At 66.4% G+C, this 18,220-nt stretch carries 23 protein-coding genes; 12 read left to right on the forward strand and 11 right to left on the reverse strand.

Features of this window, described 5'->3' with window-relative positions; translation table 11 throughout:
- Positions 1–156 precede the first annotated feature (156 nt).
- The 8 genes from KSS95_RS17435 to KSS95_RS17470 are packed head-to-tail and all read left to right on the forward strand — an operon-like array spanning position 157 to position 6,205.
- A complete protein-coding gene (locus tag KSS95_RS17435) occupies positions 157–1,356 on the forward strand; it encodes a PepSY-associated TM helix domain-containing protein (RefSeq protein WP_217848308.1) in 1,200 nt (399 codons plus the stop codon).
- Positions 1,353–1,892 (forward strand): PA2404 family protein, encoded by a 540-nt coding sequence (locus KSS95_RS17440; RefSeq protein ID WP_217848309.1) that lies wholly within the window; start codon positions 1,353–1,355, stop codon positions 1,890–1,892. Before KSS95_RS17435 ends, KSS95_RS17440 begins: the two co-directional genes overlap by 4 nt.
- Complete coding sequence (locus KSS95_RS17445; protein WP_217848310.1) at positions 1,889–2,206, forward strand: hypothetical protein; 318 nt, start codon at positions 1,889–1,891, stop codon at positions 2,204–2,206. Before KSS95_RS17440 ends, KSS95_RS17445 begins: the two co-directional genes overlap by 4 nt.
- A complete protein-coding gene (locus KSS95_RS17450; protein ID WP_217848311.1) occupies positions 2,203–2,772 on the forward strand; it encodes a DUF6162 family protein in 570 nt (189 codons plus the stop codon). The genes KSS95_RS17445 and KSS95_RS17450 overlap by 4 nt, the downstream gene beginning before the upstream one ends.
- 16 nt (positions 2,773–2,788) lie before the next feature.
- Positions 2,789–3,697 carry a metal ABC transporter substrate-binding protein gene (locus KSS95_RS17455; RefSeq protein ID WP_217848312.1) on the forward strand — a complete coding sequence of 303 codons (909 nt, stop codon included), beginning with the start codon at positions 2,789–2,791 and terminating at the stop codon, positions 3,695–3,697.
- A complete protein-coding gene (locus KSS95_RS17460; protein WP_217848313.1) occupies positions 3,694–4,443 on the forward strand; it encodes a metal ABC transporter ATP-binding protein in 750 nt (249 codons plus the stop codon). Before KSS95_RS17455 ends, KSS95_RS17460 begins: the two co-directional genes overlap by 4 nt.
- On the forward strand, positions 4,440–5,339 hold the full coding sequence (locus KSS95_RS17465) for a metal ABC transporter permease (protein WP_217848314.1): 900 nt from the start codon (positions 4,440–4,442) through the stop codon (positions 5,337–5,339). Before KSS95_RS17460 ends, KSS95_RS17465 begins: the two co-directional genes overlap by 4 nt.
- Entirely contained in the window at positions 5,336–6,205 is an 870-nt protein-coding gene (locus tag KSS95_RS17470; RefSeq protein ID WP_217848315.1) for a metal ABC transporter solute-binding protein, Zn/Mn family, read from the forward strand. The genes KSS95_RS17465 and KSS95_RS17470 overlap by 4 nt, the downstream gene beginning before the upstream one ends.
- 139 nt (positions 6,206–6,344) lie before the next feature.
- On the opposite strand, the gene KSS95_RS17475 is transcribed toward KSS95_RS17470, so the two are convergent.
- From KSS95_RS17475 to KSS95_RS17495, 6 genes are all read right to left on the reverse strand, one after another.
- The gene (locus KSS95_RS17475; protein WP_437179622.1) at positions 6,345–7,427 is read right to left on the reverse strand and encodes a DUF1615 domain-containing protein; all 1,083 of its coding nucleotides are present in this window, start codon (positions 7,425–7,427) and stop codon (positions 6,345–6,347) included.
- Complete coding sequence (locus tag KSS95_RS17480) at positions 7,424–7,975, reverse strand: isochorismatase family protein (protein WP_217848316.1); 552 nt, start codon at positions 7,973–7,975, stop codon at positions 7,424–7,426. Before KSS95_RS17480 ends, KSS95_RS17475 begins: the two co-directional genes overlap by 4 nt.
- Before the next feature lie 8 nt (positions 7,976–7,983).
- The gene (locus tag KSS95_RS24875; RefSeq protein ID WP_437179557.1) at positions 7,984–8,247 is read right to left on the reverse strand and encodes a hypothetical protein; all 264 of its coding nucleotides are present in this window, start codon (positions 8,245–8,247) and stop codon (positions 7,984–7,986) included.
- Positions 8,248–8,905: 658 nt separating this feature from the next.
- Positions 8,906–9,625, reverse strand: a complete 720-nt coding sequence (locus KSS95_RS17485) for a thioesterase II family protein (protein ID WP_217848317.1) — start codon at positions 9,623–9,625, stop codon at positions 8,906–8,908.
- 4 nt (positions 9,626–9,629) lie between these two features.
- A complete protein-coding gene (locus KSS95_RS17490; protein ID WP_134693884.1) occupies positions 9,630–9,845 on the reverse strand; it encodes an MbtH family protein in 216 nt (71 codons plus the stop codon).
- Between the two features lie 80 nt (positions 9,846–9,925).
- Positions 9,926–10,174, reverse strand: coding sequence for a helix-hairpin-helix domain-containing protein (locus tag KSS95_RS17495; RefSeq protein ID WP_217848318.1), 249 nt, complete (start codon positions 10,172–10,174; stop codon positions 9,926–9,928).
- An 88-nt stretch (positions 10,175–10,262) separates the two neighbouring features.
- Here KSS95_RS17495 and KSS95_RS17500 point away from each other — a divergent pair, with 88 nt between their 5' ends.
- The gene (locus KSS95_RS17500) at positions 10,263–10,880 is read left to right on the forward strand and encodes a LysE family translocator (protein WP_217848319.1); all 618 of its coding nucleotides are present in this window, start codon (positions 10,263–10,265) and stop codon (positions 10,878–10,880) included.
- Positions 10,881–10,883: 3 nt separating this feature from the next.
- Here KSS95_RS17500 and KSS95_RS17505 read toward each other — a convergent pair whose 3' ends face one another.
- From KSS95_RS17505 to KSS95_RS17520, 4 genes are all read right to left on the reverse strand, one after another.
- On the reverse strand, positions 10,884–11,279 hold the full coding sequence (locus KSS95_RS17505; protein ID WP_217848320.1) for a hypothetical protein: 396 nt from the start codon (positions 11,277–11,279) through the stop codon (positions 10,884–10,886).
- Positions 11,280–11,453: 174 nt separating this feature from the next.
- Positions 11,454–12,287, reverse strand: coding sequence for an IS3 family transposase (locus KSS95_RS17510; RefSeq protein WP_217848111.1), 834 nt, complete (start codon positions 12,285–12,287; stop codon positions 11,454–11,456).
- Positions 12,284–12,580 (reverse strand): transposase, encoded by a 297-nt coding sequence (locus tag KSS95_RS17515; protein ID WP_217848088.1) that lies wholly within the window; start codon positions 12,578–12,580, stop codon positions 12,284–12,286. The genes KSS95_RS17510 and KSS95_RS17515 overlap by 4 nt, the downstream gene beginning before the upstream one ends.
- Before the next feature lie 934 nt (positions 12,581–13,514).
- Positions 13,515–14,216 carry an NrtR DNA-binding winged helix domain-containing protein gene (locus KSS95_RS17520; RefSeq protein ID WP_217848321.1) on the reverse strand — a complete coding sequence of 234 codons (702 nt, stop codon included), beginning with the start codon at positions 14,214–14,216 and terminating at the stop codon, positions 13,515–13,517.
- 144 nt (positions 14,217–14,360) lie between these two features.
- Between KSS95_RS17520 and KSS95_RS17525 the strand changes: the two genes are divergently transcribed.
- A complete protein-coding gene (locus KSS95_RS17525) occupies positions 14,361–15,011 on the forward strand; it encodes a nicotinamidase (protein ID WP_217848322.1) in 651 nt (216 codons plus the stop codon).
- The gene (gene pncB / locus KSS95_RS17530) at positions 15,008–16,207 is read left to right on the forward strand and encodes a nicotinate phosphoribosyltransferase (protein ID WP_217848323.1); all 1,200 of its coding nucleotides are present in this window, start codon (positions 15,008–15,010) and stop codon (positions 16,205–16,207) included. The genes KSS95_RS17525 and pncB overlap by 4 nt, the downstream gene beginning before the upstream one ends.
- A gap of 86 nt (positions 16,208–16,293) precedes the next feature.
- Here pncB and KSS95_RS17535 read toward each other — a convergent pair whose 3' ends face one another.
- Entirely contained in the window at positions 16,294–16,563 is a 270-nt protein-coding gene (locus tag KSS95_RS17535) for a hypothetical protein (RefSeq protein WP_217848324.1), read from the reverse strand.
- A gap of 265 nt (positions 16,564–16,828) precedes the next feature.
- Here KSS95_RS17535 and ppnN point away from each other — a divergent pair, with 265 nt between their 5' ends.
- Positions 16,829–18,202, forward strand: coding sequence for a nucleotide 5'-monophosphate nucleosidase PpnN (gene ppnN / locus KSS95_RS17540; protein WP_217848325.1), 1,374 nt, complete (start codon positions 16,829–16,831; stop codon positions 18,200–18,202).
- Positions 18,203–18,220 lie beyond the last annotated feature (18 nt).

Raw genomic sequence — 18,220 nt, forward strand, 5'->3', positions numbered from 1 at the left:
CCGCGCGGCGCTGCCGCCGGGGCCGCACTTCCCGGCCCGCTGAAACATTTACTTTCACTTTCTCAAGCGGAATTCTCATTCTCATCCGTCCTATTAGTTGCAGCCGTATGGTTGAGCCTTGCCTCGACCCCACTTTCGTCCAGCAAAGAATGACCGATGGCCCAACAACCGAAAAAATCCAAATCCAGGCTGTGGTTCCTGGTGCACAGCTGGCTTGCCCTGCCGATCTGGTTCTTCGTGCTCATCGTGTGCTTCACCGGCATGCTGGCCGTGGTGAGCCAGGAGATCGTCTGGCTGGCCAACCCCGATGTGCGCGCCAGCAAACCGCACGACGACGCGCCGCGCTTGAGTTTCCAGGAGGTCCTGGAGCGCATGCAGCAGAGCAACCCGGAAATCGCCGTGCGCTTCCTCAGCCAACCGGACGGTTCGCACTTCGCCCTCCACGCCGGGGTGACCCTGCCCGACGGCTCGCTGCCGATCCTCTACGTCAACCCCTATACCGGCGCGATCCAGGGCAAGAGCCCGGACTTCAACTTCGAAGGCTTCACCCGGGCGCTGCACGGCTGGTGGCTGGTGCCCTTCACCAGCGGCTACAGCTGGGGCTGGTACCTGGTGTCGCTGCTGGGCCTGCCGATGCTCGCCTCGCTGGTGACCGGACTGGTGGTGTACAAGAAGTTCTGGAAGGGTTTTTTCAAGTGGCCAAGGCGCAGCCACGGCCCGCGCATCTTCTGGGGCGACCTGCATCGCCTGGCCGGGGTCTGGTCGATCTGGTTCGTCGCGGTGATTTCCATCACCGGCACCTGGTTCCTGATCCAGGCCATCCTCGGTGACAACCATGTCACCCTCTCCAGCGAACCCGTGGTGCCGGTGATCGCCCGCGACCAGGTGCCGCTGACCGCCGACGGCACGCCAGCGCCGCGCATCGGCGTGGACGAGGCCGCGCGTATCGCCACCCAGGCCATCGAGGGCCTGGACATCAGCTTCGTGTCGCTGCCCCTCACCGCCTACAGCCATATCAGCATGGGTGGCCGCGGTTGGTACCCGCTGATGTTCCAGACCGCCGAGGTCAACCCCTACACGCGCAAGGTCGACAGCCAGTTCCTGCTCGGCGACCGTTCGGCCCTGGAGTTCGTCACCGAATCCATGCGCCCCTTGCACACCGGCGACTTCGGCGGCTTGCCGATCAAGCTGATCTGGTTCTTCTTCGGCCTGGTGCTGACCCTGATGGTGCTCAGCGGCCTGCTGATCTGGACCAAGCGCACCGCCCAGGCCACCGCCGCCGCCCTCAAGCGCGCCGAACGCCCCGCACGGGTGCGCCAGCCCCCCCGTGAGACCCCCGTGGAGGCCCAGCCATGAGCCAGGCAAACCCGTTGCCGCAAGGCGCCCTGAAACAGTGGTGGCTGAAATGGCGCTTCCACCTCAACATCCTGCTGATTCTCATCCCGCTGGGCTTCATGCCCAAGTACTTCGCCGATGCCAGCCTGTTCCGCGGCGACAGCGGCCTGGGCGCCAACCTGATCCAGGGCATCCAGGTGGACCGCTGGCGCCTGGACCTGGCCGAGCTGCGTGACGAGGCGCCGCGCGCCGACGGCCCGGCCGGGCATTTCAAGGCGTTCAACGCCGCCTTGTGCGCGACCTGCACCGAAGGCGTCAAGGCGATCTACCTGCGTGTCGGCAAGCCGCGCAGCCTGCGCGCCGCCGGCACCATCTTCTTCGGCGCGCCCTACCGCATGGGCACCAACCTGCCGATCCCGCCACGCACCCGCCCCGACGCCGACCTGTGGATCACCCTCGAGGGCTGGGACGGCAAGATGTACCAGGCCTCGGTGCCGCTGGCCAAGGCATCGCCAGCCACCGCCGCCTGGCTCGCCAAACAAGGAGGCAAGAAATGAAACAGTCGTTGCGCAGGCTCGCCCTGCCCCTCTTGGCCCTGGCCGCCACCCCGGCGCTGGCGCACAACCCGATGTGCGAATGCACCGAGACCGGCGAGCAGGTCACCTGCAAGGGCGGCTTTTCCGACGGCAGCGGTGCGCCGGGGGTGACCCTGGACGTGATCGGCTACGACGAGCAAGTGCTGCTGGCCAGCAAGCTCGGCGACGATTCGACCCTGACCTTCAAGCGCCCGGACGGTGAGTTCTACGTGCTGTTCGACGCCGGCCCCGGCCACGTGGTGGAAGTCGACCACGCCGACATCGGTGCGCCATGAGCCGCGCCCAGCTGGTGCGCCCGGCCGGCGCCGGGCATGAAACCCTCTACGTGCTGCTGGCCGCCGCGCTGATCGTGCTGCTGGCGGCCAGCGTGGTGAGCCTGCGCGGCGAGCACGAGGACACGCCGACCCTCGCCGCCCACCAGCTCGACGCGCGCCGCGACCTCAACGCCGCCGAACAGGGTATCCATACCGACCTGTGGGTGGCGGTCGACGAGATCCGCCTGCTGAACGAGGACAACGGCGTGGCGCCCGAGGCCGCGGCCCTGGCCGAGGAAGGCCTGCCGCCCTTCGTCAGCGACGCCAGCAGCCAGCGCCGCGGCGGCCACCAGTGGTCGCGCCTGGCCAACGGCGCCTACCTGGGCCGCAGCCAGGACGCCCAGGTGGCCGGCAGCTTCCTGCTGATAGTGCCCCAGGACGGCAACGCCCAGCCTGATCTCTGGTTGCGCCGCGACAGCAGCACGCAAGCCCCGGACGACCTGGCCGCCGAGGCGCTGGTCGCCGCCGGCTGGCAACAGGTCGTCAGCCACTTCGATGCCGGGGTCACCCGCCAACACCGCCACTGAACCCAAGGACCCGCCCATGTTCCGCTTCGCCCGCGCCCTGGCGCTGTTTCTGGTCGCCACCCTGCCCGCCCTGGCGGTCGCCGACAACGGCAAGCCGCTGCGCATCGGCATCACCCTGCACCCCTACTACAGCTACGTGAGCAACATCGTCGGCGACAAGGCCGAGGTGGTGCCGCTGATTCCCGCCGGCTTCAACCCCCATGCCTACGAGCCGCGCGCCGAGGACATCAAGCGCATCGGCACCCTGGATGTGATCGTGCTCAACGGCGTGGGCCACGACGACTTCGCCGACCGCATGATCGCCGCCAGCGAAAAGCCGGCGATCAAGACCATCGAGGCCAACGCCAACGTGCCGCTGCTGGCGGCCACCGGCATCGCCGCCCGCGGCGCTGGCAAGGTGGTCAACCCGCACACCTTCCTGTCGATCAGCGCCACCATCGCCCAGGTCAACAACATCGCCCGCGAGCTGGGCAAGCTCGACCCGGACAATGCCAAGTTCTACCAGCGCAACGCCCGCGCCTACGCCAAGCGCCTGCGCGCGCTGCGGGCCGAGGCGCTGGCCAAGGTCACCCAGGCGCCGGACGCGACCTTCCGCGTGGCCACCATCCACGCCGCCTACGACTACCTGGTGCGCGACTTCGGCCTGGAGGTGACCGCGGTGGTGGAACCGGCCCACGGCATCGAGCCGAGCCCTGCGCAACTGAAGAAGACCATCGACCAGCTCAAGGCACTGGATGTGAAGGTGATCTTCTCGGAGATGGACTTCCCTTCGGCCTACGTCGACACCATCCACCGGGAATCCGGCGTGCGCATCTACCCGCTGACCCATATCTCCTACGGCGAATACACCAAGGACAAGTACGAGGTGGAAATGAAGCGCAACCTCGACACCGTGGTCCAGGCCATCCAGGAGAACCGCGCGTGACCGCCGCCGCCAACCTCGCCGTGGCCCACGGGCCGCGCATCGCGTTCGACGGCATCGACCTCACCCTGGGCCGTACGCGCATTCTGCAAAACGTGCGCTTCGACGTCGCCCCCGGCAGCGTGCACGCCATCGTCGGCCCCAACGGCGGCGGCAAGAGCTCGCTGATCAAGACCCTGCTCGGGCAGATGCCGCACCAGGGCCAACTGACCTTGCACTGGCCGGGCGAGCGCGAGGTGATCGGCTATGTGCCCCAGGCCCTGGAGTTCGACCGCGGCCTGCCGATGACGGTCGACGACTTCATGGCCGCCATGTGCCAGCGCCGCCCGGCGTTCCTCGGCCTGTCGCGGCAGGTGCGGCCGCTCATCGAGGCGGCCTTGGCCCAGGTGGGCATGCTCGACAAGCGCAAGCGGCGCATGGGCGCGCTGTCCGGCGGCGAGCGCCAGCGTGTGCTGCTGGCCCAGGGGCTGATCCCCGAGCCGCAGTTGCTGGTGCTGGACGAGCCGATGTCGGCCCTCGACGAGGCCGGCATCCAGGTGTTCGAGCAACTGCTGCGCGGCTGGCGCCAGGCCGGCACCACCGTGCTGTGGATCGAGCACGACCTCGAAGCGGTGCTGCGCCTGGCCGACCGGGTCACCGGGCTGAGCCGCCAGGTGCTGTTCGATGCCCCGCCCGCCGAAGCCCTGACCCCCGAGCGCCTGCTTGGGCTGTTTTCCGTTCACCCGCGCAGCGAGGGCCTTGCCCGATGAGTTTCGAAAGCTTCCGCCAGCTGGTCCAGGACCTGGCCAGCACCGGCTACCTGCCGGAGGCGCTGGCCTATGGGTTCGTGGTCAACGCCCTGCTCGCCGGCTTGATGATCGGCCCGGTGCTGGGCGGCCTGGGCACCCTGGTGGTGGTCAAGCGCTTTGCCTTCTTCTCCGAGGCGGTCGGCCATGCCGCGCTCACCGGCGTGGCCATCGGCATCCTGCTCGGCGAGCCCTACACCGGCCCCTACGGCAGCCTGTTCGGCTACTGCCTGCTGTTCGGCATCCTGCTCAACTTCCTGCGCAACCGCACCGGCCTGTCGCCGGACACCCTGATCGGCGTGTTCCTCTCGGTGTCCCTGGCACTGGGCGCCAGTTTGCTGCTGATGCTGGCCGGCAAGATCAACGTGCACATCCTTGAGAATGTGCTGTTCGGTTCGGTGCTCACCGTCAGTGCCCAGGACCTGCTGGTGCTGGGCATCGTCGCGGTGCTGGTACTGGCCCTGGCCCTGCCGCTGTACAACCGCATCATGCTGGCCAGCTTCAACCCGCAGCTGGCGGCGGTACGCGGGGTGGCGGTGAAGACCCTGGACTACCTGTTCGTGGTGCTGGTGACCTTGGTTACCGTGGCCTCGGTGAAGGTGATCGGGGCGATCCTGGTCGGCGCCCTGCTGGTGATCCCGGCGGCGGCGGCGCGGCTGGTCAGCCAGTCGCTGAAGGGCTTTTTCTTCGTCTCGGTGGTCATCGCCACCCTGAGCACCCTGGTCGGCATCCTCTTGCCGATCGTCTTCGACCTGCCGGTGCCCTCGGGCGCGGCGATCATCCTGGTCGCCGGGATCTGCTTCGCCCTCGCCGCCCTGGCCCGCGCCCTCGTACCCCGCCTGCAAGGAAACCCGGCATGACCCTGAACCAGCTCACCCTCGCCCTGGCCCTGAGCGGCCTGCCGCTACTGGCCAATGCCACCCAGGTGCTGACCACCCTGCCGGTGACCCACAGCCTGGCCAGCGCCCTGCTCGCCGGCACCTCGGTGCAACTCGAGCGCGCCGCCCCGGCCAACCTGCCGGCCAGCCGCCAGCCTTCGTACTTCAGCGGCCGTGGCGGCGCCAGCCTGCACAAGGTGGCCAGCCAGGCCGACGCGGTGATCGGCGTGCGTTCGATCTGGCGCGACGACCCGCTGTACCCCATGGCCCGCCGCAGCAATATCCGCATTGTCGAGATCGACGCCGCGCGCCCGGTGGACGGTGCCCTGCCGGGGATCGCGGTCAGGGGCGAGGAGGCTTTCGCCAGCTACCCCTGGCTGAACCCGAGCAACCTCGGGCGCATGGCCGATGTCGTGGCCAACGACCTCGAGCGCCTGGCACCGGCGGACAAGGCCAGGATCCAGGCCAACCTGGCCGGGCTCAAGCGCCAGATGCTGGAGTTGACCGCCAGCAGCCAAGGCCAGTTGGCCGAGGTCGACAACCTGAGCGTGGTGAGCCTGTCCGAGCGCCTGGGCTACCTGGCCAGCGGGCTCAACCTGGATGTGGTCGAGCAGCCATTGCTGGCCGACGAGCAGTGGGACCAGGCAGCGCTCGATGCACTGGGCGCCAACCTCAAGGGCCAGGACGTGGCGCTGGTGCTGCACCATCGCCAGCCGCCGGCCAAGGTCGCCGCGGTGATCGCCGCGGCGGGGGCCAAGCTGCTGGTGCTGGAGAGCGACCCGGAGGATACCGTGGCCGGGCTCAAGGCCAGCGTCGAGCAGGTGATCCAGGCCCTTGTCCAGGGCTGAGCCGCTGCGCGGCTCGTTCGCCAGCAAGGCTGGCGCCTACAGGGTACGCGCAGGCCTCAACCTGCTGTAGGCGCCAGCCTGGCTGGCGAACCAGGCGGCGCGGGGATCGCGCCCTTTCAGCAAACCCGCAGCATGCCCCTCAACGCTTCATGCAGCGCTGATAGCGCTCATCCACCCTGCCGGCAAACCACGCCGTGGTCAGCTTGCGGGTGATCTTCGGGCTCTTCAGCTCGATGCCCGGCAATACCGCGCGCGGCAGCGCCTTGCCGGCCTTGGCCTCGGCCAGGGCGAACACGCCGCGATACAGCGCGGTCTGCTCCAGCCCCAGGCTGCCCTCCTGTTCCAACTGCGCGCGGATCTGCGGATTGCGCAGCCGCAACTGCGGCCCGAGCGTGCGCGCGGCCCGTTCGGTGGTGCCGGGCATGATCGCGCCCGGGGCGATCAGGTCGCCATCGAGCGCCAGCGGCGCGCCGCTCACCCGGCTCAGCGCGGCCTGGAACGCGGCGTTGCGGCTGGCGTACCAACCGGCGTTGAAATCGGCGAAGCGGTACAGCTGGCGCTGGTAATGGGTGGGGTAGCCCAGCAGGTGGGCGATGCCGAAGTACAGGCCGCCACGGCGGCTGAACACCTCCTGGCGCACCGTCCCCTGGTAGTCGTAGGGGTAGCCCTTGGTGTGCTGCTCGGCAAAGTCGATGCTCACCTGCATCGGCCCGCCCGTGTGCACCGGGTTGAGCCCGCCCAGCAGCGTGCGGCCCAGCGGCAGGCGGCCGATCACCTCGTCGTACAGGGCACTGAGCTGCTTCTCGCTGCGTACCGCCTGCAGCCGTTGCTGGTAGCTCTTGCCGTTGCTCGAGGGGGTTTGCAGGGCGCCGTCCACCAGCAGTTTCGGAATGTGCAGGCGCGCCGCGCGGCGGTCGATTTCCGCGCGGGCGATGCGGCCAAGGTTGGGCACCTGGGGGTCGGCGTTGAAGGTCGACTCCTGTTCGGTCACTGCCAGCACCGCGCACAGGTTGCTCTTGCTCGGGGTCAGGCCCTGGGCCTGGAACGCCACCTGGATATCCGTGGCCCAGCCTTCACGATCCTTGACCTGGGCCGGTAGCAGGCGAAGCAGTTGGGCTCGGACCTTGGCCGGCTCGCTCTGCTGCGTCGCGTCATGGCGCCCGGCACAGCCCTGGAGCAGCCCCAGGCCCAGCAGCCCGGCGGCCAGCAGGCGGCCGTTCAGGGTTGTTCCCCGACCAGGTAGGTTTTGCTGATGTGGCGGAACAATGGATGGCTGGCGCTGCCCAGCAGCTCGAACAGCACCATCTCGCGGGTCACTACCTGGGCGCCGGCATCGCGCATGCGCGCCAGGCCTGCGGCCTTGCTGGCGGCGGTACGGCTGTCGCAGGCGTCCTCGACCACGAACACCTGCTTGCCCAGGGCGAGCAGGCCGAGCACGGTCTGCAGCACGCAGACGTGGGTTTCCATGCCGCAGACGATCACCTGCTCGCGGGCCAGCAGGCTGGCTGGCAGGCATTGGGCGGCAACGCAGGAGAAGTGCAGTTTTTCGACGATTTCGGCGCTGGGCGCGGCGGCCTTGAGTGCGGCCAGGGTGTGGCCGAGGCCTTTGGGGTATTGCTCGGAGATGACGGTCGGCAGTTGCAGCTCGGTGGTTGCGGCCAGCAGCCAGCGGGCGCGGGCTGCGGTGCCCTCGGGGTCGCGCATGGCGCCGATGAGTTTTTCCTGGATGTCGACGACCAGTAGCGTGGCCTGGCGGGGATCGATCAGCATGGGCGGTCTCATTGCCTTGGGGAAGGAGCGTTAGCCTTACCCAGGAGGGGGCTGGCGTCAATGGAGGCGCGGTCTCGCGCAGCGAAGCAGAGCGCCCAACGCAGTAAGCCGTTGCTACCGATCTTGATCTTGATCTTGATCTTGATCTTGATCTTGATCGGAAGATGAACCTCGGAACCCGCTAGCGGTAGCTGCGCCGGTACAGGCGCCGCCCGTAACTTCGCGACTTCAGGAGGCCGAACGCAGGCCTTGCGAAGGGAGGTGACGGGCATGGATGCCCGTCAAGCGCTGGGGCCCAGGATGGGCCCTACAGCGCGGTCCTCCCGGGAGCAAGGCCGGAGTGAGGGAACCCGGAGCGAAGCGTAGGGCCGGATGAATGGAGCGCAGCGTTTTTTGGTTACTTTTTGTCGCGTTTGACAAAAAGTGACTCGCCGTAAAGGCGAAAAGGTGACTGCGCGTCGACATAGCAAATGAATGCGCCTACAACTGTTAAAACAGACGCGGACCGACTTTGACTTTGACTTTGACTTTGACTTTCAGAGCGTGGGTTTTGAAAGTTATACGCTCATTCATTGGCGATGGCGACGCATAGTCACCTTTCCGCCCTTACGGCGGGTCCCTTTTTGAAGGATCAAAAAGGAACCAAAAAATCCTCGCTCCATTCATCCGGCCCCTACGCTTCGCTCCGGGGTTCCCTCGCTCCGTTCTTGCTCCCGTGGGGACCGCGCTGTACGCCCCATCCTGGGGCGCAGCGCTCGACGGCCATCCATGGCCGTCGCCCCACTACGCAAGAACTCCGCTCGGCCTCCTGAAGTCGCAATTTGTATTGCCTGAACTATCGCGCGCTTAGAAGCAAAATCAAAAGCAGAGCAGGAGCAGGAGCAGGAGCAGGAGCAGGAGCAGGAGCAGGAGCAAGAGCAGGAGCAAGATTCAAGCAGAAAGCCGCAGCGGCTCCAAAGTACGACTGAGCGCCTCGAGCACCCGATCCTCATGCTCATGAATGAAGAAATGCCCCCCAGGAAACTTGGCCAGCGAATAATCACCCACCGTCTCCCGCCCCCACGCCTGCAACTGCTCGTCACTGGCCCGATCTTCCTCGCCAGCAAGCACATGCAGCGGACAGCTCAAAGGCGCTCGCTGCCGATAGGCATAACGCCCGCAGAGCAGAAAGTCAGCCTGCACGATCGGCAAGGTCAAACTCATCAGTTCTTCGTTGCCCAAAGCCTCCTCCGGCGTCCCGCCCAGCTTGCGCAGCTCGGCGATCAGCTCGGCATCGCCGCGTGGCTCGGTCCAGCGGGGGCTGTCGTAATCTTCGCGGCGGGTGGGCGCGGCAGTACCACAGGCAAACAACGCCACCGGCGCCGGGCAGCCCAACGCACGTAGCTCGTGGGCCAACTCGAACGCCACCAGCGCCCCCAGGCTATGCCCAAGCAACGCATAAGGCGCCTGAGCCACCAGCCGCTGCTCGGCAGCCAACTGCCGGGCCAACGCCTGCAGGTCGGTGTGCAAGGGCTCGGCCATGCGCGCACCGCGCCCAGGTAACTCCAGCGGACGCACCTGCAGCCAGGCTGGCAGCTTGCGCCGCCAGCGACTGTAGACCATGGCACTGGCGCCGGAATACGGCAGGCACAGCAGGTTCAGTGCCGACACCGCCTTACTGCGCCGCAGCCATCTGCTGGCGCAGACTCAGCGGACGCATGTCGGTCCAGACTTCGTCGATGTAGGCCAGACAGTCCTTCTTCAGGCCGCTCTTGCCCACCGCGCGCCAGCCGTTGGGAATGGCCTTGTAGTCCGGCCAGATCGAATACTGCTCTTCATGGTTGACCACTACCTGGAACTGGATGTCGTCGCGGTCGAAAACGGAAGTCATTGCCTGTCTCCTTGATGATGAGGGCCGAACGCGCCTGGCGCAGGGCGGCTTTCAAGGGAACGAACAGCAACCAGGGAAAATTAGCCAGACGCGCCGATCGACTCGCGCGCCCGGGCGATGGCCGCCTGGATCGCCGCCCGGGCCTGCGGGCTGTTCTTCCAGCAACTGCTGCCCACCAGGCTCGCCGCCGCAGCGACGATCTGCAGGGCCTCGGCCTCGGCCAACTGCGCCAGCGAGTCGAACCCCAGCTGCTCCAGGCGCTGCACCACGGTCGGGCCCACGCCCTTGACCGCCAGCAACTGCGCCCGCTCATCCGCGCAAAACGCCATGTCCACCTCCTTGTGACCTTGCCACTTTGCAAGTGCCGCGGATGATGGCATATATCCCTCTCTGCCCCCACCCTCCAGGAGACTCCCCATGCTCGGCGTAACCGACTACGGCGCTTTCGTGATCGCGTTCCTCATTCTCCTGGCAATCCCCGGCCCCGGTAACTTCGCCCTGATCACCGCCACCGGCAAGGGCGGCATCAGAGGCGGCCTGGCCGCCACCTGCGGGGTGATCCTCGGCGACCAGGTGCTGATGTGGCTGGCGGTGGCCGGCGTCGCCGCGCTGCTGGCCGCCTACCCGGCCGCCTTTCACGTGGTGCAATGGGCCGGCGCGGCCTACCTGGCCTGGCTCGGCCTGCGCATGGTCCTGAGCAAGCCCGGCGCGGCGCCACGCGAAAGCGGCATGGCCAGCGGCCGCTACCTGCGCCAGACCATGATGATCACCTTGCTCAACCCCAAGGCGATCATGTTCTACATGGCCTTCTTCCCGCTGTTCATCGACCCGCTGCGCCACCAGGGCATGCTGACTTTCGCCTTCATGGCCCTGACCGTGGCCGGGCTGACCCTGCTCTACGGGCTGGTGGCCGTGCTGCTCACCCACCACCTGACCGAACGCATGCGTGCCAGCCCACGGGTGACGCATGCGCTCGAACGCTTGGCCGGGGTATGCCTGCTGGGCTTTGGCATCAAGCTGGCGGCGATGCGCTGAGGTTCAGGCGTCGCGCAGCAGGTCGTGGGCATCGAGCAGGCGGAAGGCCACCTGCGGGTTACGCTCGAGGCCGCGGCGGATGGCGGCCGGGATCGCCTGGCGGGTCTTGCGGCACAGGCCCGGCTGCGCCTCCAGCTCGATGGCGATGCCGCGCATGGTGCGCACTTCGTTGAGGCCGGGGCTGATGCGCACGCGGATGCCCAGCTGTGCGTAGAGGCGCGCTTGCAGGTGGTACAGGTCGTCGAGGTCCTTGAGGTTTTCCAGGCGGGCGACCAGGCGCTTTTCTTCCTCGCGGGTGAGCAGCAGGATGCGCCGCTGCGGGCCGTCGGCCAGGCGTTCGCGCCCGCAGTCACAGGCGCCTGGCGGGCATGGGTGGCGTAGCGGGGGCTGGCTGGTCATGGTGCAAGGATAGCTGCAAGGCTCTTCTGTCGCCTAGACGACGCGCCCATGGGAGCCAGCCTGCGCGTCGTCCGCTTCGCCAGCAAGCTGGCGCCTACCGGCCAGGCAGGTCGCGAACTGCGTAGGAGCCGGCTTGTAGTGGTCCAGTTTTTTTGGACCACGACGTAGGAGCTTTTAGGCCGCCAGCTCCTCAAAAGTAGCTGGTGGCAGATCGTTCGAAGCGTAGTGACAGCGGTGATGGTTGTAGTGAGCAATAAACTCCATCACATCTTTCTCCGCCTCTCTGTGATTTGTATAACCATCCTCCGGTACCCAGTCCTGCTTCAACGTCCTGAAGTAGCGTTCTACAACGGCGTTATCCCAGCAATTGGCTCGTCGGCTCATGCTCTGCACGATACTCTTTTCAGCCAAATACCCTACAAAACGATCAGAGGTGTACTGACACCCCTGGTCAGAATGAAACATCAATCCAGAACCCGGTTTGCGCAGGGCAACAGCTAACCGCAAGGCCCGGAGCGAGAGATCGGTATCAGCTGTTTTCGAACAGGCCCAACCCACGATCCGGCGGGAAAACAGGTCCATCACCACTGCCATGTACAGCCAGCGTCCACCTGCCCGTATGTAGGTGATATCTCCCGCCCACCGCACGTTGGGATGCACGGGGTTGAAGCGGCGATCCAGGAGATTGGCAGCTGTAGGGGCTGGTTTCGTGGCTCGCCGATAATGCGCGTAGCGCGGGCGTTTCCAGTGCAGATCCAGCCTCTTCATCAAGCTACGCATGCGATAGCGCCCGACCGCGAACCCTTTTTTTCGCAGTTCCTTGGAAAAACCTCGACTACCCAAAGCACCGCGAAATGTCCTGTGCAATTGGCGTATTTCCTTTTCCAAGCGTCGCTCAATGGGCTTGATCAGCCGAGGCTTACGGCTCGCGTAGTGACTGCTACGTGGCACGCTCAGAAGTCGACACAAATGACGCGTGGACAGTCGACCCTTGAGCCGTGCGATCACTTTCTTCGGCAGAACAGTGCCCTCAGATGAGAGGGCAACTGCTTTTTTAGAACGTCGTTCTCGGCCTCCAGCAGCTCTAGTCTGGCCTTCAGTGAATCAATGAGTTCCTGGTCTTGAGGCCGAGTCGTTTGCGTGGCTCCTTCATGCTCCTTGCGCCATGCTCGAACCCAGCGTCGCAGGGCTGTGGGCCCCACTCCCATCTGCTCACATGCCTTGGGCACGGAGTAGTTCATTTCCACGACCAAGCGAACAGCTTCGGCCTTTTCTTCAGCAGGAACGTTACGAAAACCCATGATGCGTCCTTAGGTTGATGCTCCTACATCATGGTCCAAAAACATTGAGCCACAACAGCTTGCCGGCGAACACCGGCAGAGCCGGTGCCAGCCACCGCGGCGCCTGGTTCGCCAGCAACGCTGGCTCCTACGGGACCAAGACCACCCGCAAACCCCGTAGGAGCCGGCCTTGCCGGCGAACACCGGCATAGCCGGTGCCAGCCACCGCGTCGTCCGCTTCGCCAGCAAGCTGGCGCCTACCGGCCAGGCAGGTCGCAATCCGTGTAGGAGCCGGCTTGCCGGCGAACACCGGCTTAGCCGGTGCCGGCCACCGCGGCGCCTGGTTCGCCAGCAACGCTGGCTCCTACGGGACCAAGACCACCCGCAAACCCCGTAGGAGCCGGCCTTGCCGGCGAACACCGGCGCAGCCGGTGCCATCTACCGCGTCGCCTGCTTCGCCAGCAAGCTGGCGCCTACCGGCCAGGCAGGTCGCAATCCGTGTAGGAGCCGGCTTGCCGGCGAACACCGGCATAGCCGGTGCCAGCCACCGCGGCGCCTGGTTCGCCAGCAACGCTGGCTACGGGACCAAGACCACCCGCAAACCCCGTAGGAGCCGGCCTTGCCGGCGAACACCGGCATAGCCGGTGCCAGCCACCGCGTCGTCCGCTTCGCCAGCAAGCTGGCGCCTACCGGCCAGGCAGGTCGCAATCCGTGTAGGAGCCGGCTTGCCGGCGAACACCGGCGTAGCCGGTGCCGGCCACCGCGGCGCCTGGTTCGCCAGCAACGCTGGGGCCTACGGGACCAAGACCACCCGCAAACCCCGTAGGAGCCGGCCTTGCCGGCGAACACCGGCGCAGCCGGTGCCATCTACCGCGCCGCCTGCTTCGCCAGCAAGCTGGCGCCTACCGGCCAGGCAGGTCGAAAACAGCATAGGCGCCGGGTTAGTAGCGGCGCCCTAGCCGCCCGCCAACAAACTACGGTCGAACATGAACGCCCCCGCGCCCTGCGGCGTGTGGCGGTACAACTGCTGGGGCCGCCCCAGCCGGGGCTGATGCTTCTGCCCGGTGTCCTCCACCCAGCCCGCCGCTTTCATGCGCTCCAGGCGCTTGCGCAGTGAGGTGCCGTTGACCGCCTGCCCCAGGCACGCCTGCACCGCGGCCAGGGCATCCAGCACGGTAAAGCGCGCCGGCACCAGGTACAGCGGCAGGTTGCTGTACACGGTCTTGGCCGCCAACCGCTCACAAGCGCGCTCGACCAGCAGGCGATGGTCAAACGGCAACAGCCGCTTGCGTGTCAACAGCTCGTCCAGGTCGACAAAGGCCAACTGCGTCTCGTCAACCTCCCCATCAGGGTCAAGCAGCGCCAGGTAGTAGGTGCTCAACGACCAGCCCCGCGGGTCGCGAAAGGCATTGCCCTCGGTGCCGACCTGCTCCAGATGCCGCGGCACCACCCGCGCCTTTTCCGCCAAGGCCCGCGCGGCGGCGGCATCCAGGCTGTTGTCCGGGGTACGGCCATTGACGATCACCCCCGGCAAGGCCCACTGCCCGGCATGCGGTTCGCGCTCGCGCAGGTGCAGCAACACCTGCAGGCGCTGGGTTTGCGGGGACAGGCGCAACGCGACGATATCCACGCTGGCCAGGACTTCTGCACTGCTCACACACTCACTCCATTCCGAGGCGCCACCATATTCCACCAGAGCGATTAAATAGATCAAGGATTAAATCCATCAGAAAAGGCCCCTTGACACACTTAATTTACCAGGTGGATTATATTGCCAATCCAGCCAGGGAGAGATGCCCAGATGAAGATCGCCAGCTTCGACGTCGACGCCCAAAACGGCTTCACCGCCAACGCGCCCCACGAACTGCCGGTGCCCGGCGGCGAGCAGATCGCCCCGGCCCTCAACGCCATGGCCCGGCGCGCCTCGCTGCGCCTGGGTAGCAAGGACGCCCACCCGGCCAACGCCGCCTGGGTAGTGGCCGACGCCAGGCAAATGCTGCAACCGCTGGCCCTGGCCAACGCCGACCTGACCTGGGTCAGCCACTGCGTCCCCGGCACCCCGGGCTTCGAGCTGCTGCCCGGCCTGCCCGCCCCCATCGACTACGACTACTTCGTGTGGAAAGGCGTCGAACCCGACCTGCACCCCTACGGCGCCTGCTACCACGACCTGGGCGAACGCCGCTCCACCGGCGTCATCGAATACCTCAAGGTGCAACAGGCACAGGCGATCATCGTCGGCGGCCTGGCCCTGGACTACTGCGTGCGCACCACGGCCCTGCAACTGCGCCGCGCCGGGTTCGAGGTGCTGTTGTACCTGCCGGCCTGCCGCGCACTGAGCGCCGCGGGCGCCGAGCAGGCCTGCGCACAGATGGCCGCCGCCGGCATCCACCTGTGCGCCGATGAACAGGCCCTGGACCGCCAACTGGCGCAACTCGAGGAGCAACGCCCATGAGCGACAGCGTTTTCGGCCCACGGATCATCCAGAACCTGCTGGACACCGACTTCTACAAGATCACCATGATGCAGGCGGTGCTGCACAACTACCCCAATGCCGAGGTGGAATGGGAGTTGCGCTGCCGCAACAACGAGGACCTGGCGCCCTACCTGGCCGAAATCCGCTACCAGGTCGAACAGTTGGCCGATGTCTCGGTGACCCACGACCAGCTGGCCTACCTGGAGAAGATCCCGTTCATCAAGCCGGACTTCATCCGCTTCCTCAGCCTGTTCCGCTTCAACCTGCGCTACGTGCAGGTGGGGCTGGACGATGCCGGGCAACTGGCGATCCGCATCCGCGGCCCATGGCTGCATGTGATCCTGTTCGAGATCCCACTGCTGGCGATCATCAGCGAGGTGCGCAACCGCTACCGTTATCGCGAGGTGGTGATCGAACAGGTCGGCGAGCGCCTGTACCAGAAGCTCGACTGGCTCAGGGCGCAGGCCAGCGACGACGAACTGGCCGGCCTGCAACTGGCCGACTTCGGTACCCGCCGGCGCTTCTCGTACCGGGTGCAGGAAGAAGTGGTGCACATCCTCAAGCGCGACTTCCCCGGCCGTTTCGTCGGCACCAGCAACCTGCACCTGGCCCGCGAGTACCAGGTCAAGCCGATCGGCACCATGGCCCACGAATGGTTCATGGCCCACCAGCAACTCGGCCCACGGCTGCTCGACAGCCAGGCCGCCGCGCTGGAGTGCTGGGTGCGTGAGTACCGTGGCCAGCTGGGCATCGCCCTGACCGACTGCATCGGCATGGAGGCCTTCATGAAGGACTTCGACCTGTACTTCGCCAAGCTCTTCGATGGCCTGCGCCACGACTCGGGCGAGCCGCTGGCCTGGGCCGAGAAGGCCATCGCCCACTACCAGCGGCTGGGGATCGACCCGAAGGGCAAGACGCTGATCTTCTCCGATGGGCTGAATTTCCAGAAGATGCTCGAGCTGTACCGAGCGCTGCACGGCAGGATCCAGGTCAGCTTCGGCATCGGCACCCACCTCACCTGCGACATCCCCGGCGTCACGCCGATGAACATCGTGATCAAGATGACCGCCTGCAACGGCGCGCCAGTGGCGAAGATCTCCGACAGCCCAGGCAAGACCCAGTGCCGGGACGAGAATTTCGTGGCCTACCTGCGCCACGTGTTCCAGGTCGCCTGAGCGCCAGACCCGCTACAGCCATGTCGCTCGATCAGGCGTGTCATCGGCCCTGGCGCGCTTGCCACGCGCCAGGCCCAGGTCAATGGTCACCACTGGCCGCTGGCCAGGCAGCCAACGATTTCCCAACCGCTGTACTCCCACCAGGAATAGCGTTCATCGGAGCAGCTTCTGGCGAGGCTGGCCAGCTGAACTTGCTGGGTGGGTTGCGCGCTGGCGAAGGGCGTCGCAAGCGAGGCGGCAACCTGATGGGCGGGTTGCGGCGCGGTGATCGGCGCCGGATGCACGGAAGCGTTCGCGACCGTGACGCTGAAGGTGAGCGCTGCGGATACAGCCAGGGCAGTCATGGGCTTTTTCATGTTGGAAATCCTTTCAGTGATCTGACAGGCGCACAGGCATTGGCTTGACCTGCCAACAGCGCAACAGGCCAGGCTATCGACAAACCTACCACCGCCGGGCCTGCGGCACAGTCGCTCAACTGTGCTATTGACAGGCCCTTCCCCTGGGCGCGGTTGCGCGCCGCCCCTGGCCGCCAAGGTTTTTCACCCGCCCCCTCGTTGCCACGCACGTTTGCTTGTATGGTGTTGTCCAAGAAGGATGTTTTACCCGCACAGGAAAGACCAGATGCCCCAACGCAATGTCATCAACGCCTCCGTCAGCCCCAAGGGCAGCCTGGAGACGCTGTCGCAACGTGAAGTCCAGCAACTGAGTGAAGTCGGTACCGGCAGCCTCTACACCCTGTTCCGCCAGTGCGCCCTGGCCATCCTCAACACCGGCGCCCATGTCGACAACGCCAAGACCATCCTCGAGGCCTACCAGGACTTCGAGGTGCGCATCCACCAGCAGGACCGCGGCGTGCGCCTGGAACTGCTCAACGCCCCGGCCGACGCCTTCGTCGATGGCGAGATGATCGCCAGCACCCGCGAGATGCTGTTCAGCGCCCTGCGCGACATCGTCTACACCGAGAGCGAGCTGGCCAGCCAGCGCATCGACCTGGAAAGCTCCCAGGGCATCACCGACTACGTCTTCCACCTGCTGCGCAACGCCCGCACCCTGCGCCCCGGCGTCGAGCCGAAAATGGTCGTGTGCTGGGGCGGCCACTCGATCAGCAGCGAGGAATACCAGTACACCAAGAAAGTCGGCCACGAGCTGGGCCTGCGCAAGCTCGACGTCTGCACCGGCTGCGGGCCGGGGGTAATGAAGGGCCCGATGAAGGGCGCCACCATCGCCCACGCCAAGCAGCGCATGCACGGCAGCCGGTACCTGGGCCTGACCGAGCCGGGCATCATCGCCGCCGAGGCACCCAACCCGATCGTCAACGAGCTGGTGATCCTGCCGGACATCGAGAAGCGCCTGGAGGCCTTCGTCCGCGTCGGCCACGGCATCATCATCTTCCCCGGCGGCGCCGGCACGGCCGAGGAGTTCCTCTACCTGCTGGGCATCCTCATGCACCCGGACAACCAGGACCTGCCGTTCCCAGTCGTGCTTACCGGGCCGCGCAGCGCCGAAGCCTTCCTGCAGCAACTGCACGCCTTCGTCGGCGCCACCCTGGGCGAGGCCGCCCAGCGCCACTACCAGATCATCATCGACGACCCAGCCGAAGTGGCCCGGCAGATGGTCGAGGGGCTCAAGGCGGTCAAGCAGTTCCGCCGCGAGCGCAACGACGCCTTCCACTTCAACTGGCTGCTGAAGATCGACGAAGGCTTCCAACGCCCGTTCGACCCGACCCACGAGCACATGGCCGACCTGGCCCTGCGTCGCGACCTGCCGCCCCATGAGCTGGCGGCCAACCTGCGCCGGGCGTTTTCCGGGGTCGTCGCCGGCAACGTCAAGGACAAGGGCATCCGCCTGATCGAGGAACACGGGCCGTACCAGATCCGCGGTGACGCAGCGATTCTCGACCCGCTGGGGCGGCTGTTGCAGGCGTTCGTCGACCAGCACCGCATGAAGTTGCCCGGTGGCGCGGCGTATGTGCCCTGTTACCAGGTGGTGACCTGACCCCTTCGTAGCGCCCGC

The sequence above is a fragment of the Pseudomonas muyukensis genome, assembly GCF_019139535.1.
GTDB classification, from domain to species: domain Bacteria; phylum Pseudomonadota; class Gammaproteobacteria; order Pseudomonadales; family Pseudomonadaceae; genus Aquipseudomonas; species Aquipseudomonas muyukensis.